Source organism: Massiliimalia timonensis, from assembly GCF_900186585.1.
GTDB classification, from domain to species: domain Bacteria; phylum Bacillota; class Clostridia; order Oscillospirales; family Ruminococcaceae; genus Massiliimalia; species Massiliimalia timonensis.
In genome coordinates this window covers 1,088,077-1,104,437 of record NZ_FYDD01000004.1, presented here as the reverse complement: position 1 = coordinate 1,104,437, position 16,361 = coordinate 1,088,077, and the positions used below count along the sequence as shown (strand labels likewise).

Annotated in this window: 19 protein-coding genes; 8 read left to right on the top strand and 11 right to left on the bottom strand. The window is 49.3% G+C overall.

Going from position 1 to position 16,361, the window contains the following annotated elements:
• Positions 1–38 precede the first annotated feature (38 nt).
• The 3 genes from fabV to CIB36_RS12965 are packed head-to-tail and all read left to right on the top strand — an operon-like array spanning position 39 to position 3,015.
• The gene (gene fabV / locus CIB36_RS12975; protein WP_093989938.1) at positions 39–1,217 is read left to right on the top strand and encodes an enoyl-ACP reductase FabV; all 1,179 of its coding nucleotides are present in this window, start codon (positions 39–41) and stop codon (positions 1,215–1,217) included.
• 25 nt (positions 1,218–1,242) lie between these two features.
• Positions 1,243–2,202 (top strand): dihydrodipicolinate synthase family protein, encoded by a 960-nt coding sequence (locus tag CIB36_RS12970; RefSeq protein ID WP_093989937.1) that lies wholly within the window; start codon positions 1,243–1,245, stop codon positions 2,200–2,202.
• A gap of 33 nt (positions 2,203–2,235) precedes the next feature.
• The gene (locus CIB36_RS12965) at positions 2,236–3,015 is read left to right on the top strand and encodes a sirohydrochlorin cobaltochelatase (RefSeq protein ID WP_093989936.1); all 780 of its coding nucleotides are present in this window, start codon (positions 2,236–2,238) and stop codon (positions 3,013–3,015) included.
• Between the two features lie 39 nt (positions 3,016–3,054).
• On the opposite strand, the gene CIB36_RS12960 is transcribed toward CIB36_RS12965, so the two are convergent.
• Both CIB36_RS12960 and CIB36_RS12955 read right to left on the bottom strand, forming a co-directional pair.
• Positions 3,055–3,813: an N-acetyltransferase gene (locus tag CIB36_RS12960; RefSeq protein WP_093990042.1), complete on the bottom strand. Its 759-nt coding sequence runs from the start codon at positions 3,811–3,813 to the stop codon at positions 3,055–3,057.
• Positions 3,814–3,827: 14 nt separating this feature from the next.
• A complete protein-coding gene (locus CIB36_RS12955; protein WP_093989935.1) occupies positions 3,828–4,691 on the bottom strand; it encodes a pyridoxamine kinase in 864 nt (287 codons plus the stop codon).
• A 137-nt stretch (positions 4,692–4,828) separates the two neighbouring features.
• Here CIB36_RS12955 and CIB36_RS12950 point away from each other — a divergent pair, with 137 nt between their 5' ends.
• Positions 4,829–5,014 carry a hypothetical protein gene (locus CIB36_RS12950; RefSeq protein ID WP_093989934.1) on the top strand — a complete coding sequence of 62 codons (186 nt, stop codon included), beginning with the start codon at positions 4,829–4,831 and terminating at the stop codon, positions 5,012–5,014.
• A 15-nt stretch (positions 5,015–5,029) separates the two neighbouring features.
• Here CIB36_RS12950 and CIB36_RS12945 read toward each other — a convergent pair whose 3' ends face one another.
• Entirely contained in the window at positions 5,030–6,085 is a 1,056-nt protein-coding gene (locus tag CIB36_RS12945) for a M23 family metallopeptidase (RefSeq protein ID WP_158662710.1), read from the bottom strand.
• A 127-nt stretch (positions 6,086–6,212) separates the two neighbouring features.
• On the opposite strand from CIB36_RS12945, the gene CIB36_RS12940 reads away from it, so the two are divergent.
• The 4 genes from CIB36_RS12940 to CIB36_RS12925 all read left to right on the top strand — a co-directional run bounded on the left by CIB36_RS12940 (position 6,213) and on the right by CIB36_RS12925 (position 9,212).
• The gene (locus CIB36_RS12940; protein WP_093989932.1) at positions 6,213–6,983 is read left to right on the top strand and encodes a type III pantothenate kinase; all 771 of its coding nucleotides are present in this window, start codon (positions 6,213–6,215) and stop codon (positions 6,981–6,983) included.
• Between the two features lie 44 nt (positions 6,984–7,027).
• The gene (locus tag CIB36_RS12935) at positions 7,028–7,660 is read left to right on the top strand and encodes an ECF transporter S component (RefSeq protein ID WP_093989931.1); all 633 of its coding nucleotides are present in this window, start codon (positions 7,028–7,030) and stop codon (positions 7,658–7,660) included.
• A gap of 86 nt (positions 7,661–7,746) precedes the next feature.
• The gene (locus CIB36_RS12930; protein WP_093989930.1) at positions 7,747–8,046 is read left to right on the top strand and encodes a UxaA family hydrolase; all 300 of its coding nucleotides are present in this window, start codon (positions 7,747–7,749) and stop codon (positions 8,044–8,046) included.
• Positions 8,043–9,212, top strand: a complete 1,170-nt coding sequence (locus tag CIB36_RS12925; protein WP_093989929.1) for a UxaA family hydrolase — start codon at positions 8,043–8,045, stop codon at positions 9,210–9,212. Before CIB36_RS12930 ends, CIB36_RS12925 begins: the two co-directional genes overlap by 4 nt.
• 52 nt (positions 9,213–9,264) lie before the next feature.
• Here the strand turns inward: CIB36_RS12925 and CIB36_RS12920 are convergent, their stop codons facing one another.
• The 8 genes from CIB36_RS12920 to CIB36_RS12885 form a co-directional block, all read right to left on the bottom strand.
• Complete coding sequence (locus CIB36_RS12920; protein ID WP_093989928.1) at positions 9,265–9,735, bottom strand: hypothetical protein; 471 nt, start codon at positions 9,733–9,735, stop codon at positions 9,265–9,267.
• A gap of 181 nt (positions 9,736–9,916) precedes the next feature.
• Positions 9,917–10,336: a zinc-ribbon domain-containing protein gene (locus CIB36_RS12915; RefSeq protein ID WP_093989927.1), complete on the bottom strand. Its 420-nt coding sequence runs from the start codon at positions 10,334–10,336 to the stop codon at positions 9,917–9,919.
• Positions 10,337–10,404: 68 nt separating this feature from the next.
• On the bottom strand, positions 10,405–11,886 hold the full coding sequence (gene hemZ, locus CIB36_RS12910) for a coproporphyrinogen dehydrogenase HemZ (RefSeq protein ID WP_093989926.1): 1,482 nt from the start codon (positions 11,884–11,886) through the stop codon (positions 10,405–10,407).
• Positions 11,870–12,511 carry an MBL fold metallo-hydrolase gene (locus CIB36_RS12905; protein WP_093989925.1) on the bottom strand — a complete coding sequence of 214 codons (642 nt, stop codon included), beginning with the start codon at positions 12,509–12,511 and terminating at the stop codon, positions 11,870–11,872. The genes hemZ and CIB36_RS12905 overlap by 17 nt, the downstream gene beginning before the upstream one ends.
• 12 nt (positions 12,512–12,523) lie before the next feature.
• Positions 12,524–13,744, bottom strand: a complete 1,221-nt coding sequence (locus CIB36_RS12900) for a peptidase U32 family protein (RefSeq protein WP_093989924.1) — start codon at positions 13,742–13,744, stop codon at positions 12,524–12,526.
• Between the two features lie 74 nt (positions 13,745–13,818).
• On the bottom strand, positions 13,819–15,213 hold the full coding sequence (gene mltG, locus CIB36_RS12895) for an endolytic transglycosylase MltG (protein WP_093989923.1): 1,395 nt from the start codon (positions 15,211–15,213) through the stop codon (positions 13,819–13,821).
• 29 nt (positions 15,214–15,242) lie between these two features.
• Positions 15,243–15,821 carry a 5-formyltetrahydrofolate cyclo-ligase gene (locus CIB36_RS12890; RefSeq protein ID WP_093989922.1) on the bottom strand — a complete coding sequence of 193 codons (579 nt, stop codon included), beginning with the start codon at positions 15,819–15,821 and terminating at the stop codon, positions 15,243–15,245.
• Positions 15,812–16,351 carry a DJ-1 family glyoxalase III gene (locus CIB36_RS12885; RefSeq protein WP_093989921.1) on the bottom strand — a complete coding sequence of 180 codons (540 nt, stop codon included), beginning with the start codon at positions 16,349–16,351 and terminating at the stop codon, positions 15,812–15,814. The genes CIB36_RS12890 and CIB36_RS12885 overlap by 10 nt, the downstream gene beginning before the upstream one ends.
• Between the last annotated feature and the right edge of the window lie 10 nt (positions 16,352–16,361).

Here is a 16,361-nt window from a genome sequence, read left to right as displayed (position 1 = left end):
TAACTGTGTATCGAATAGAAAAGGATGGTAATCACACAATGATCATAGAACCAAAAACAAGGGGCTTTATCTGCACCACCGCGCATCCAGCAGGGTGCCGTGAAAATGTAAGGCGCCAAATCGAATATGTAACGTCCCAGCCAGAAATCAACAGCGCTAAAAAGGTACTGGTCATTGGCTCCAGCACCGGATATGGACTTGCCTCCAGAATCTCCATGGCATTTTCCGGACGCGCTGCGACGATCGGCATTATTTTTGACAAACCGGCTTCCGGCAAGCGGACAGCCAGCGCAGGCTGGTACAACACCGCGGCGTTTGAAGAATTTGCAAAAGCCGACGGTCTTTACGCAAAAACCTTAAACGGTGACGCATTCTCCAAAGAGGTGAAAGAAAAGACCATTTCCCTGATCAAGCAGGATCTTGGAAAGGTAGATATGGTCATTTACAGCTTAGCGGCGCCCCGCCGCGCCACAGAAGACGGAACGACCTATTCTTCCGTACTAAAAACAGTGGGAAACAGCTATACCAATAAAACGATCGACCTTGCCAACCGAAAGGTGTCTGATATTACCATTGATCCCGCCACCGAAGAAGAGATCACAAATACAATCAAAGTCATGGGCGGCGAGGATTGGAAAGACTGGATCCAAGCGCTCAAGGATGCCGATGCGATCGAAGAAGACGCAGTAACGCTTGCGTATTCCTACATTGGGCCGGAATTGACCCACCCTATGTATAAAGACGGCTCCATCGGCAAAGCGAAAGATCACCTGTTCCACACTTCTCAGGAAATTTCCAGGGAACTGGGGATCGAAGCATACATCTCTGTCAATAAGGCGCTGGTCACCCAGTCCAGCGCAGCGATCCCGATCGTGCCGCTTTACATTACGCTCCTTTATAAAATCATGAAAGAACAGGGCAACCACGAGGGCTGTATAGAACAGATGTACCGCCTTTTCCACGATAAGCTGCAAAAGGACAGCGTGGAAACAGATGAGGACGGGATGATCCGTTTGGATGATCTGGAAATGCTGCCGCAGGTACAGGAGGCCGTCATGAAAGTATGGAGTACCATCAGCGATGAAACCTTAGAAAAGGATGCTGACATTAACGGCTACTGGGAAGATTTTTACCAAATGTTTGGATTTTGCATCTCCGGTGTCGATTATACTGCGGATGTTGACCCGGATGTGAAAATTCCAAGTATCACCGAATAACTGAATATCTAAAGGAGAGATTGCCATGAAATTTCAAGGCGTAGTTCCACCCATGGTCACCCTGCTGGACGAAAACCGGCAGATCGACTATCCAGCTAATGAAAAGCTGATCGAGTACCTGATCGAAAACGGCGTCGACGGCCTGTTGATCTTAGGTACCTGCGGAGAGTTCTTCGCATTCAGCGAACAGGAACGTCAGGATTTTGTTTCATTTGTCGTGAAAACGGTTCGGCATCGTGTTCCGGTTTTGGTCGGCACAGGACACACAGAACTGGCACAGGCCGTCCGGTTTACCCAGTACACGCAGCAAGCGGGAGCCGACGCCGTATTGGTGATCTCCCCTTATTATGTCACGCTGGATGAAAATGCCTTGTACCACTATTACTGTGCGGTTGCACACGCTGCGGATATTCCGGTATTATTTTATAATTTCCCGGAGCGCACTGGCGTTAACATTCAGGTCCCGCTGGTAAAACGGGTCATGGAGGCATGTCCTAATGTTTGCGGAATTAAAGATACCATGAGTGTATTCGCGCATACCCGCTCCTTTATCTCGGATATCAAGGAGAAAAATCCTGATTTCTGTGTATTTTCGGGTTGTGACGAATATTTTTTCATGACCCTTTTGACAGGTGGAAATGGAGTAATCGGCGCGCTATCTAATTTTGCGCCAATGTTCTATAGTACGCTTTACGCGTCTTTTCAAAAATGCGATTTTTCCCTGGCAAATGAATGCCAGCGCAGGATCGGTATTTTGATGGAATTGTCCGATGTTTCCGTCCAATTTATCGCTGTCGTAAAATATGCGGTATCTCTGGTCTTGGACATCAATCCTATGCCTGCTGCTCCGTTCGACCTGCCCACTCCTGATGAACAGGAAAAAATCAAAGAAATCCTGATCCGGGCAGGCATTCCCTTAAAGGGCGAATGTCCGGCTTCCGGCGTGGTAAAAATGAAACCGGGACCGGCAAAAGAAACGTTATAGCTTTTGTCTTTTCCGGCAAGAGGAACTAAAATAATGAATCATCAAGCATGCATTATGATCAGCTTCGGCACCTCGCATCCCGATGCACTGTCGGCGATCGGGCATCTGGAAAGCAGCTTAAAAAAACAGCTTTCCGGGGTGGATTGTTTCCGGGCATTTACCTCCCGAACGATCATAAAAAAATTAAAAGAAGAACAAGGGGTATCTATCCCCACCCCGGAGGAGATGATCAGTCGGCTGGCAGAACAGGGTTATGACACGGTGATCTGCCAAACGCTGCACGTTATTCCAGGCTTTGAATATGAAAAAATGGTGCGGGAGCTTTCCAAATACCGCGCCGCTTTCCAAAATTTTGTCATCAGCAAGCCTCTTTTATCATCTGAGACGGATTATATCCAGTCGGTCAATGCAGTCTGCTCCTGTATTCCTATTTTAAGGGAGGACGAAGCGTTAGTGCTGATGGGCCACGGCACCGAACATTTTGCCAACGCCGCTTATTGCCAACTGGAAAACACCTTCCGTGCCTTGGGGCACGAGCGGATCTATGTCGGCACGGTGGAGGGGTTTCCGGGGGTCGAATATATCCTTTCCCGGTTGAATGCCCGGCAGGTCAAAACAGCCTATCTTATGCCGTTTATGATCGTGGCCGGGGATCATGCCAAAAATGATCTTGCCGGTGAAGGCCCGGATTCCTGGAAATCTGTGCTGGAAAAAAACGGGGTCTGTGCTGTTCCCATTTTAACTGGTTTGGGTGACTTGGAACTGATCGGCGAAATTTTTGCCAAGCATCTTAAAGAAGCGATCGAAGAATAAATAAAAAGGAGCGGGAATTTTATTCCCGCTCCTTTTTATTTATTCTTCGACAGAATCCAAAAGCTTCTCAAACTTTTTCTCAGATAAAATTTCATGGGTGATAAACTTTCCTTGATAAAACAGAGAAAACGTTGTAAACGGACAGGGGGCGCTTTGCGCCTGTTCCTTGGTCAGCAAATGGACCGCGTCAAACGCTATCCCGTGTCTTTCGGCTATTTCCTGCAATAAGGGCACATACTTTGCAGTGAAAGGACACTGGCTGGTGTAGTACAGGACGATCCCCTCCTGCGGAACACACGGCTTCTCTTTCACATGAGGCCGAAAACACGGTTTTTCTTCTCCCTCTGCAAACGGAAGAAACATTAACTCAAAATGCGGGGCGGCAGTATCAGCAAGCAAAAAGCCCTTGTGCCGCAGATATTTAGGATCCGCAAGAAATCCCTGCTTCTTTTGGGAGGACAAGATCGTCAGCCCTTTTCTCCCTTTTTCCTTTGCGTCACGGATGCATGCCTCCAAAAGCAGGCTGGAATACCCATGCCCCTTGAACTGCCCGGACACCCAAAGGCAGTCGATATAAAAATATCCCGGCGCGTTGACCGGCGCCCAAGCCGCTTCGGCGGGAAGATATTCGATAAAACATTTCCCACGGACATTGCCCTTTAAGAAAACGAGCCCGTCATCCAAACGGTCTTTCAGCCACGCCTTTTTAGCCATGACCTGACGATCCTTTTCATTGGCGATCGCACAGCAAATGTGCTCACAAGCCAGATTCTCCCGCGTAATTTGAATCAGTTCCATGGCAATATCTCCGATCATAAAACCTCATAATGGTCTAAAACCTGTTCCTTGCACAGCCACGGCAGAGTCTGCTCCAACAGTACGCCATACCTCGGGTCGGTACTGTAGCTGAACGTTGTCTTAATGGCAAGCTCCAGAAAACGGGTAGCCCGCTCCATGGCAATTGGAAGACTGTCCCCCTTTAGAATAGAGCCGACAACGATTCCCGCAAAAATGTCCCCTGTTCCCGGATAATTTACCGGCACATAACTGCATTTGACCCGCCAAAAGGTGTTGTGCTCCCGGTCATACCCTACATTGTTGATCGTCATATCCGCCAGTTCCACCCCGGTCACGATCACGGTAGAAGGCCCAAGCTCGCTTAGTTTCAGCAATTTTGTTTTAAATTCCTGATGGGTTAGCGGCTCCGGGCAGTATGGTTCGTTCAGCAAAAGGCTCATCTCGGTGGTGTTGGGGGTAATGATATTCGCACGCCGCACCAGCTCCCGCATCCGCGCGCAAAGCTGCGGCGTATAGGTGCGGTACATCTTTCCGTGGTCGCCCATCACCGGGTCAACAAAAGCCATTGCCTCCGGATAAGCGTCCATAAAACGGATACAATCGTCGATCTGCTGTTCCGAAGCCAAAAATCCGGTATAGATGCATTCAAAACCAATTTTTTCCTTTTTATATTGCTCTAAAGCGGGTACAATATAATCACTTAGATCCCTTACGGCAATGTCCTGAAAGCCGCCCGTATGGGTGGACAGCACCGCCGTTGGAACCGGAACTGCCTGAACGCCCATCACGGACAGCAACGGCAGGATCACGGTTAAAGAGCATCGGCCAAAACCGGATAAATCATGGATCGCGGCGACGCGCGCGGGGCGTTTGAGCATGTTAGCCTTCCCTTCTTTCTTTGGTTTCCGTTAACTGACAAAAATTTTGCCAAAATCTCATGGCAATAAAATATTTTTTGCCACAAATAATAAAGTTGCGGGGTTATTTCCCGTAATTTCAATTTGGAGGTAGCAGCATGAAAAAATCAATCAATCCTTTGGTCACCGGTCTTGCCGCAGGCGCGGTGATCGGTACCGCGGCTTATGTCATCAACCACAAAGGCCACTCAAACTCCGCCGCAAAAACGATCCGCCGCAACACCGGCAAAGCGTTAAAAACCGTCGGAAGCGTCATGGAAAACATGTCCTATATGATGAAATAAGCGGATTCCCTCTGATCATTCAGAGGGAATTTTTTTGTTATGATTAGTATACCATATTTCAGCGCCACTTTCCACACTCAAGTCAAAAAAAGCGGCAGAGCGTTTATAATCCCCTGTTTTTTCATCTTTTTGAGCATAACTGCGGTGCTTCGATAAAAACTTTACAATTTCATATACATCGATCCAAATCTCCTGATCGGATTCCTTCTGGGATTCGTCAAAAACAAGCTGCATCCCAAAGTGCAGATGCGGTTTTTTCATCCCGTTGGTATCCTCTGTGGTAGAATAGCCGGTCATCCCCAAGTATCCGATCACGTCCCCGGCCTGCACCGTATCGCCTTCCGATAGCGTAAAAACATACGGATGCCCGCTTTGCAGGTGCGCATAATAATAGTACCGCTTTTTATCCATGCTCCGTATCCCGATCCGCCAGCCGCCGTATTCGTTCCAGCCCATCGCCTCAATAGTGCCCGTTTCCACCGCCATAATCGGCGTTCCAACACTTCCCAGCAGATCGTTGCCCAAATGGTTGCGCGCAAAACCATAGCTCCGCCCGGCGCCGAAATCATCATAATGGCTGTATCCATACCCACCCGCAATGGGGGAAAACACTTTGACCCCATAGTTTGTTACAATAGAGGAAGCGCCGTCCTCCTCTGCTTCTTCTATCTGATATTCCCCAATAAAGCCGCCTAAAACGGCGTTGTAAACCGTTTGATAGTAATCGTATCCCTTGGTGTTCCCACTGATCAGATCCTCCGGCTTTTCCCCGTCTTTTAACGACTGGATCACACGGTCCAGATCCTTTCCTTGATACTGTTCCCAATTCCCGCCATACCGCACTGCAAGACAGGACAAAGCCTCGATCCAATCCACATGGTTTTCTTGCTGATAGGTATCAATATCCGCCTGCCCTGCTTTTTGCATTGCTTTGAGCGGAACATCAAACTCCGCCCAAGTGGGAAAATTCCCAGTGACAGTCAACGGCTGTGGATAGAAAAACCAAAGCCCCAAGCTTAAAAAAGACAATATCGTGCCAAAAACCACGCTTTCTTTCATCCATTGCTTCACCGAAATCCCCACCTTTTCCTTTTGCATGTATATGAGCTGAAAAGCAGGAAAATACTTGATAATCCCCAGCGGATTGTTTATAATAAAAAAGATGTTGGTAGTTTTTTAAACAGGAAAGGTGTAAGTTATGGTACTGACGATCTACATAGAAAATACGATCGTTACTTTTGGCGTGTTCGATGACGACAGGCTTTGTTATGCTGCGTCAATCGCCGCACAGCCAAACGCGACTGAGTATGAATATGCGGGCTCTTTAAAGCAGATCCTATCCCTGCAAGCCACGCCGCTTTCTGAAATAGATGGCGCGATGATCGCCAGCGTTGTACCGATGCTTACCCAGAAACTAAAACAGGCGGTTTCCCTTTTACTGGGGATCGAAGCAGGCATTGTCGGCGCAGGCGTCAAGACCGGGCTGAACCTAAAGGTCAGTACCGCGACTTTGGGCGCTGATTTTGTCTGCGCGGCTGTCTGCGCCGTTGCAGAATACACTGCGCCCTGCGTAATTGTTTCCATGGGTACCGCTACGACCTTTTCTGCGATCGATCCCCGCGGGGTCTTCTGCGGGACGGCGATCACCGCCGGGGTAGGCGTTTGCTTGCAGGCGCTCCATCAAAGCGCTGCCCAGCTTCCCCAAATCAGCATGGAAGCCCCTGCTTCCGTGATCGGGACAAACACCGTTTCCTCCATGCAGTCTGGATTGGTTTACGGCACGGCTGCAATGATTGACGGGATGTGCCGCAAATACGAAATACAGCTTGGGCAGTCCCCCTGCTTTCTGGCTACGGGACAGTATGCTGATGTGATCGTTCCCCACTGCGAGACACGCTTCGTAAAAGACCCTTATCTTGTGTTGAAAGGGCTTTACCGGATCTATCAGAAAAACCATACCAACAAATAATTTGCACTGCATCCGAATACGGAGCAGCAGCAGGAGGTTTTTTTATGTCAAATCAATCCACCAAAACCATCACGATGGTCCAGCTAGCTCTGCTGACCGCGATCATGGTCGTCATGGCGATGATCCCGTTTTTGGGATATATCCCTATCACACCGACCATTCGGGCCACTACGATCCATATCCCCGTCATTATTGGGGCGATTTTAATGGGGCCAAAGGCGGGTGCCTTTTTAGGATTCGTATTCGGTCTTACCAGCCTGGTGACCAACACCATTAACGGCGGTATCACAGCTTTTGTATTTACCCCGTTTTACCAGCTCGGCGATACCCATGGAAACTTCTGGAGTTTGGTCATCTGTTTTGTACCGCGTATTTTGATTGGCGTTGTGGCAGGACTGCTGTTTCAATGGATCCAAAAGTGGGACCGCACAAAAGTGCTCGCCTGTGTCATCTCTGGGATCGCCGGATCTATGGTAAACACCATTTTGGTGATGTTTGGGATTTATATTTTCTTTGGACAGCAGTATGCTGCCGCAAAAGAGATCGCTTTTGACACCTTGCTCACAGTAATCGGCGGGGTGATCGCACTCAACGGGGTGATTGAGGCGGTTGTCGCAGCTTTGATCGCAACCTTTGTCGCCCGCCCCCTGCTTACGATATTAAATAAAAAAAGATAAGAAAAAACGCCATGAAATTCATGGCGTTTTTTTGACCCTTGTGCTATAATGCAACCATAGCCCTTTTAAGAAAGGATCTGAAACTTATGGATAATGCTGTTATCATTGAGGCAAAAGATAATGTTGCCGTAGCCATTGAACCGATTCCGGCAGGAGTGCGGGCGTCTTTCTGTTATCCAGATGGGAAACAGCGCGCTGTGAATGTGCGCGAGGACATTGCCATCTACCACAAATTTGCTGTCTGTGATATTCCTTGCGGTTCTAAAATCATTAAATACGGGGAACATATCGGGGAAGCCAGCCGGGATATTTTAACCGGAGAGCACGTCCATGTACATAACGTAGCAAGTGTGCGTGAAAATCTGGAAAAGGAGGAAAGCCTGTGAGTAAGCAGACATTCTTAGGATTTGCGCGCCCGGATGGCCGCGTTGGGATCCGCAACCATATCCTGATCTTGCCCGCGAGCATCTGCGCCTCCGACACCGCCAGCCTAGTAGCCCGCCAGGTACAGGGAGCCGTGACCTTCCACAACCAAAACGGCTGTTCCCAGGTAGGGGCGGACCAGCAATGGACCATGGACATTATGGCGGGCTTTGCCGCCAATCCCAATATTTACGGTACTGTTATCATTTCTCTGGGGTGTGAAAACTGCCAGATGGATCTGGTGACAGAAGCCATTCAAAAACGTACCAATAAACCGTTCCGGCAGGTGGTGATCCAACAGGCGGGCGGTACTTTAAAGGCAGTGGAACAGGCCGTCCGCTATGCCAGCGAGCTGGCCGAAGCCGCCAGTATGCAGCAGCGCCAGCCCTTTCCGGTATCTGAGCTAATCATCGGAACCGAATGCGGCGGCTCTGATCCCACCAGCGGCCTAGCGGCGAATCCGTTAGTGGGGTGTTTAAGCGACCTCATTGTAGATTTGGGCGGCACCTCTATTTTAAGTGAAACGACCGAATTTATCGGTGCCGAGCATATCCTTGCGCGCCGGGCTGTCAATGAAATGGTCCGGTCACGGATTTTTGAGATCGTCCACCGGTACGAAGAAGCTTTACATATGGTGGGCGAAGAGGTGCGCCATGGAAACCCGTCTCCCGGCAACATGGCCGGCGGAATCACAACGCTGGAAGAAAAATCCTTGGGATGCATCCACAAGGGCGGCCACCGCCCCATTGTGGCAGTATATGACTATGCTCAACAGCTTCATGACAAAGGGCTGGTTATCATGGATACACCCGGAAACGACCCTTCCTCCGTGGCCGGCATGATCGCAGGCGGCGCGCAGATCGTTCTGTTTACCACCGGCCGGGGCACCCCGACTGGTAACCCCATTGCCCCTGTCCTAAAAATCACCGGGAACAAATTGACTTTTGAAACCATGCGGGACAATCTTGATTTCGATGCAAGCCCGGTCATTTATCAGCCCGGTTCCATGCCAAAGCTGACAGACGAGCTTTTTGAACTGGTCCTGCAAACTGCGAACGGAAAATTGAGCCGCGCGGAGGCCCTTGGGTTTATTGAGATTGCGATCGCCCGTGTGTGCAATTATGTGTAAAGCCCATCTAAAAAGACAAACTTTGAAAAATCAGAAATAAAAAAGCAAAACCTCAGACGAGGTTTTGCTTTTTTATTTCTGTGCCGGCTTGTCTTCTCTGAAACATGACGATCTGCGGGTCAGCCCCGCCGCAGCCATATTCGCACACCAAAAGAAAGCTGTCGTCAGCCACAAGCCCATAGCACCTGTCGCTTTCAGGTATTTCCACTTGGTTTCCCCAGTATATATTCTTGTCCTCCAAAAATTTTACAGACTGTCCGCTTGGAAGCGTAAACTCTAAATTCACATAAAAGCCGTTGAGCAAATTCAGATCTGCGATTTGTAAGTTTTCGATACCAAGAGAATTGATTTCGTCGATCAGGTTATTTTTTAAACGCAGGAACTCATCTTTTCCGCCTTTTTTCATCCATTCGGCGGCAACGCATGTCCCTCCAAAAGGGCGGCCGTTTGTTTTCAGGCAGCCACCGCAAGCTTCTTTTCTGTCACACGCACCACAGCAATCCAATCCGCAAATTGTCTTCATCACAATTCCTCCAAACATTTTCTCTGTCCCTATCTGCTATTTTATCGCTGATGGATTGTATTTGCAACTTGTTTTTTATAAGCTTTCCTGTTGTTTTTGCTGGACAAGAACCCTTTTTCTATCCAAAAAACTGGTCATGTAAAAAACGGTTGGGTGCTATCCAACCGTTTTTTATTCTAAGCTAATCGTTTTCCGCTGTTTCCTGCTGGGCTTCTTCCCCTGCAACCTCCGCGTCAAAACCAGTCGTTTCTTTTAGCTGCGCGCCGCATTTCATGCAATAATAGTTTTCCTTTGGATTCTTCTGCCCGCAGGATGGACAAGACACGACCTTTTTCAGTTCTGCCATTTCCCGGTCTAACGCTTCCAGCTTTGCACGCAGCTCGTCGATCTCTTCGCACAGGGAATGAACTACATCCTCGTGCGGTTTTTGATCCTTGGCACGGTAAACTTCCCGGCCCAGCTTTTCGTACATTCCTTTGATCTCATTATTTACTTTCACAGCTTCCAGTTTCAATTTGGAAACCGCTACCACTTCTTCTGTTTTTTGTGCCGCCGCATTCATAGCGACCCTTGCTTTTTCAAAAACATCGTCCATATTCATGGCGAAACCACCTTTCGAGATACTCTATATCATATTATAATCAATCTTCTTCAGAAATTCAACGAATATTATAAAATTTGCCCATAAAATTCAGAAATAGCGTCTTTCCTCTTTAGAATCTCATCAAAATCCTTTAAATATTCAAACGGATATTTAAAATTAAAAATCCGCTGCACCTTGTCACAGCCCGGGCGGATCAATTTGCTGACCCCGCCTGCTCCAGCGGCCAAAATGGTATGGAGCTCCTCCATAATAAAGATGTTATAAAGCCCCTCATACCCTTGCTTGCAGTATCCCACATTTTCCAAGTTCTGCAACGTATTCTTTTGGCGGTACATATAATAAGGCTCATATCCCTGCTTGGTGAGCGCACGGTAGGCATAGTCCACCATCTTCACTGTCTGCGCCTGTTTCAGGCTTTCATCCAGACCATTGACCGTATAAAGGGAGGAGGACCGCTTCACCGACAACGCATGAACGGTGATATTGGTTGGGTCTAGGCCGATCGCGGTATCAATAGTGCGCTGAAAGCTTTCCAGCGTATCGCCCGGAAGCCCTGCGATCAGATCCATGTTAATATCCGTAAAACCCAATTTTTTCGCAAGCCGGTAACAGTCGATGACCTGCTGCGCCGTATGTTTCCGCCCAATTCCCCGCAGAACTTCATCGTGAAAGGTTTGGGGATTGATGCTGATCCGTGTTGCGCCGGAACGCAGGATCACCTGTAATTTTTCTTCGGTAATGGTGTCCGCTCGCCCCGCTTCAATGGTGTATTCCCGCACCGTATCGCACAAAAAGTACTCCCGCACTGCGTCAGTAAGCTGTTTAAGCTGTTCTGCGGAAAAGGTGGTCGGCGTTCCCCCGCCAATATAAATGCTCTCTAAACGCAGCCCCAGTGCCTTCGCCTGTTCAGCAATATAGGCAAGCTCTCTGCAAAGGTGCTCTACATACGGCTGTATCAAATTGCGCGCCTTTGCCCCCGCGATCGAACTGGACACAAACGAGCAGTAGTTGCACCGGGACGGGCAAAACGGGATGGAAATATATAGGCTGTAAGAATTTTCCCGGGAGGAGCCGATGATTTCAAATTGATTTTTTGCAGTCCGTTCCACTAGGTCGATCTTCTGGTCAGACACCAGATACCGATCCCGGAACTCCCGCCGGATCTGCGGCATACTTTTACCCCGTTTCATCAGATAGGTCATATATTTCGCGGGCCGCACGCCGGTCATGATGCCCCATTGGACTTGAAGCCCGGTAGCTTTGGTCAAAACCTCGTACAAAGCCGTACAAAGCTGTTCCTCGCAATGCTGTTTTTGGGCTCTTTGGTTTTCCACGACCTTATGGGCGCGGTACAGTTTCCCGTTCCATTTAAAGATCACCAGCAGATAGGTGTGTGTATTTCCTTGCTTTTGCCGGGTGATCAGGATATCGTCCCGGTCAAAATCCGTGCTGTCATATTCGTGCCCGAAACGGGTACAGGGGAAAAACATCTTGCAGACGCATTCCACCTCATACTGGAATTTGTGCTGGTTACAGATAATCGTCATAGCTCATCATTCCCAAATACGGATTAGTCCGGCGTTCATACCCCAAGGTCGTGTCCTCACCATGGCCCGGATAAACCGTGTAATCTCCATCTAATGCGGCAAGACGGGACAAGGAACGCACAATGGTCTGGTAATCTCCGCCGTAAAGGTCGTGCCGGCCAATACTGCCGCGGAACAGGGTATCCCCGCTAAACATCGCCTCCCCAACTAAATAAACGCTGGAGCCTTTAGAGTGCCCCGGAACATGCATCAGCCGGATCGTCAGTTCGTCTAGCGTCAAGGTGTCCCCATCGGCTAAGGGGATAAAATCCCGTATCGGGGAATAAGGCATCCCTAAGTCGGCGCTCAGATTTTTCACGGGATCGGTCAGCATCTCGCCGTCAGCCTGCTGGATATAAACAGGCACGCCGGGAAAGGCATTGTGAAGCCCGAACAGGCCGCCAATATGATCAAAATGCCCGTGCGTCAGCAAAATCATCGCAAGGCTTAATTTGTGTTCCCGCAGCAGGTCCATGATCACGTCTGCATCCCCGCCAGGGTCGATCACCGCGGCGTTCTCCTGTTCGGAAACCAAAAGGTAGCAGTTTGCCGCCAGCAGCCCGACCGGTTTTTTGATAATCTTCATCTTTCTCACCTCTTAAAGCTCTCTTCCCTTGCGGATCATAGAACCTGCCGGGAAAACAAGGTCTGTCTTTAATTTGAATCTCATATGCGGATGCGGGGCGCTGCTGATCGAAACGCCTGCTTCATCCTGCATCTCCCCAATGGTCAGAGCCACCGGCTTTTGTTTTGGGGCCAGAATCTCTACCTCGTCGCCAGCCGAAAACTTGTTTTTTTGGGTGCCGTATAACCAGCCGCCCTCACATCGGTCTACAACGGCCACCACGTCAAATTCCCGCAGATAGCCCCCGTTTTCATAATACTGGTCCGGCTTTCCAAAATAAAATCCGGTCGAATAACGCCTGTGGCTTACCTTGCGGACTTCCTCTGAAAGCCATGGCTCCAGCTTGAAATGACGCGGGTCGTTCCAATACTGGTCTACTGCGCAGCGATAGGCATTGGCGATCACCGATACATAATAAGCGGATTTTGCCCGCCCCTCGATCTTTAAACTGGTTACCCCTGCTTCCACAAGCTTGTCAATATACTCGATCATGCACAGGTCCTTTGCGTTTAAAATATAAGAGCCTTTTTCGTCCTCAAAAACCGGATAATAATCGTTCGGGCGTTTTTCCTCCACCAAGTAATACCCCCAACGGCAAGGCTGCGCGCATTCTCCCCGGTTCGCATCCCGGTCGACCAGATAATTGGAAATCAAACAACGTCCGGATACGGACATGCACATAGCCCCGTGAACAAACACCTCGATTTCCAGATCTTTCGGTGTTTTTTCCCGAATTTCGGCAATCTCTTTTAAGGATAATTCCCTTGCCAGCACCACCCGTTTTGCGCCCAGGTCATAAAATGCACGGGCTGTCTGATAGTTCATGATGCCAGCCTGTGTGGACACATGGATCTCCATGTCCGGGGCATGTTCCCGGATCATCATAAAGACCCCGATGTCATTGGCAATACAGGCATCTACCCCGATCTGCGCAGCATACCGGATATATCCCGGAAACGCTTCGATCTCATCGTTTCTTGGCAGAGTATTGCAGGTAAGGTAAACTTTTACCCCATGCTCGTGCGCATACTCCACAGCCTGTTTTAACTCATCTTCATCAAAATTGGCGGGGGCGGCCCGCATCCCAAAGGATTTTCCGCCCAGATATACTGCGTCCGCGCCGTACTGTACCGCACTGCACAGCCGTTCAAAGTCCCCCGCCGGCGCTAATACTTCCGGTTTGACGATCTCCATTTCGCTCCTCCTTTATGTATTTCCAAATAAGACGGTAGAAAGGGGCGGTATTCCTGCCGCCCCTTTTTTGACCGTTATCCTAAGCTTTCATCTAAGCCCGCTTTTTTAATGTTCTGTTTGTGTTCTTCATAGGTTTCTGCGTAGTAGAATTCGGAGCCATCCTTGGTACTCAGGAAGAAGTACGCGTCAGTATTGCTTGGATTCAGCACCGCTTCGATTGCTTCTGCACCCGGATTGTTGATCGGCCCGGTCGGCAGGCCTTCCGTCGCGTAGGTGTTGTACCCATCCAAAATCTCCTGGGACACTTTTAACGGTTTTAATACATGTTCCGCGTACAGTGTCGTCGGGTCTGACTGCATCTTCGGGAATTTGGAAGGAGAGTTCAAACGGTTCCAGTATACGCCTGCAACATTCGCCATTTCTTCCGGGGTAGCTTCCGCCTGAACAATGGAAGCCATCGTCATGATCTCATCGATCGTATACCCCTTTTGCTTGGCAAGCTGACGCATATCCGAAGTGAACCGCTTATCAAAGTTTACCAGCATCTTAGAAACAACGTCATGCGCGTCAGAGCCGATATAATAATCGTTTGTATCCGGGAACAGGTACCCTTCCAAACGATATGGGCGCATGTCTTTTGTTTCGTCTAACGCCTGTACAAAGCTAGCTTTAAATTCACCATTGTTTACTTCGTCAATAAACGCCTCTTTGGTACAGATTGCGTTGTCCTGCATGATCTGGGCGATCTCTTCCACAGTGGCTCCCTCTTTAATGGTGATACGTTTTGTAACGGAACTCTGGTCAGAGTATTCCTGAAGCGTGTTAATGATATCTGAATAAGACATAGAAGGCTTCAGAGCATACTTTCCAAAATTGACCTGGATCCCATCGGTAGCATAGCGGACATAAGCACGGAATACGAATGCCGAGTCAATCACGCCGGCTTCCTCCATCTTATTGGCGACGGCCGTTACCGTTTCATCAGGCTCGATGCTGATCTCAATCACTTCGTCCCCGTCTTTAAAGCCCATCACGTCTTTGATCACCAGTACGCCTACTGTCGCAACAGCAACGGCGATCCCCAAAACGATCAGCGCTATGACGATTTTGATCACCATACGCACCGGAGAAATTTTTTCCTTTACCACTTTTCGTTTGGGCCGTTTCCGTTTCTTTTTGGGTTCTGGCTCCAAGGCTGGCTGCGGTTCTTCATATGTACCCTGGTCCAGTTCAGGGTCACCGAATTCCTCCCAAGCCTCGTCAGGAAGGTTGATCACAAATTTTTCTTCCTGAGGCTGGGCTGAAGCAACAGGGGGTTCCTCTGCAAGCGGCTGATCTTCAGGCGCTTGTTCCCCCAATACAGGAGCTTCTTCAATAAGCGGATGTTCTTCCTGCCGGGTCTCCTTCCCTTCCTCTGGGTCAGGCGACACTCCAAAGCTCATGCCATGTTCCATCGGCTCTTTGTTCATATCCTTGCCTCCAATCCTCTTTTGCAATCTTAAATCTTTTTCACATATTTTTCCGTCAACAAAAAGTCGACCGGCACGTCAAACCTGCCTCTGGGCAGCTTTGGCGCCACACATGCGCTATAACAAATTCCCAGCTTGATCCCTTTGTAAGAGGAAAGAAACCGGTCATAATATCCTTTTCCAAATCCCAAACGGTATCCCTGCGGGTCAAATGAGAATCCCGGGACAATACAAACAGAACGCTCCATATCAGTCAGCTTTTGGCAGCGCTCCGGGGCAGGCTCCAGCAAAGAAAATTTTCCCACTTCAACATCTTCCCAGGAAGAGATCAAATAAAACGCCATCCTCCCCCGCTGTTCCAGGCATTTCGGCACTGCTACCTGTTTTCCGTGCCGCCAGCAATAATGGATCAGACGGTGAGTGTCCACCTCGATCGGGGTAGAAATAAAGCAGATCACTGTATCCGCCTTTTGTACCGCTTCACAGCGAATCACCCGCCGAAAGATACGGTCGTCGCGTTCCCGTTTTTCCTCCGGGGACAAGGCTTCCCGCCAACCGCGGTATTTTTTCCGAAGATTGTTTTTGTATTCCCGAATGTCTACTCCCATAAAATTCCTGCCTTTAATATTTCAGCACGCTGTGCCCCGCACAACGCTTCAACCAGCCGGAACGCAAACTGGTTCGCTGTCCCAGCCCCGCGGGAGGTGATGATATTCCCATCTGCTTCTACCGGGGCGCCGGTGTACTGCGCGCCCTCCAGCTGGTCCTCAAATCCCACATAGCAGGTCGCCCGTTTGCCATTGAGAAGTCCTTTATGCCCTAAAATCGACGGCGCGGCGCAGATAGCGGCGATCCACCGTCCGTTCTCCGCACAATAGTCGATCATTTCCTGCACTTTGGCAGACTGTTCCAGATTCAGCGTTCCCGGCATCCCGCCAGGAAGAATGATCATTTGTGCATCTTCCGGCCGGACTTCTGAAATCAGAAGATCCGCCATCACTGTGATTTTATGGGATCCTGTTACCAGCCGGTTGCCGACCGCTACCGTTTTTACCGGAAGCTCACAACGCCGCAGGTAATCCAAAGGCGTCAATGCCTCTACTTCTTCAAATCCATTTGCTAAAAACAAGTAGATCATATCAAAATCC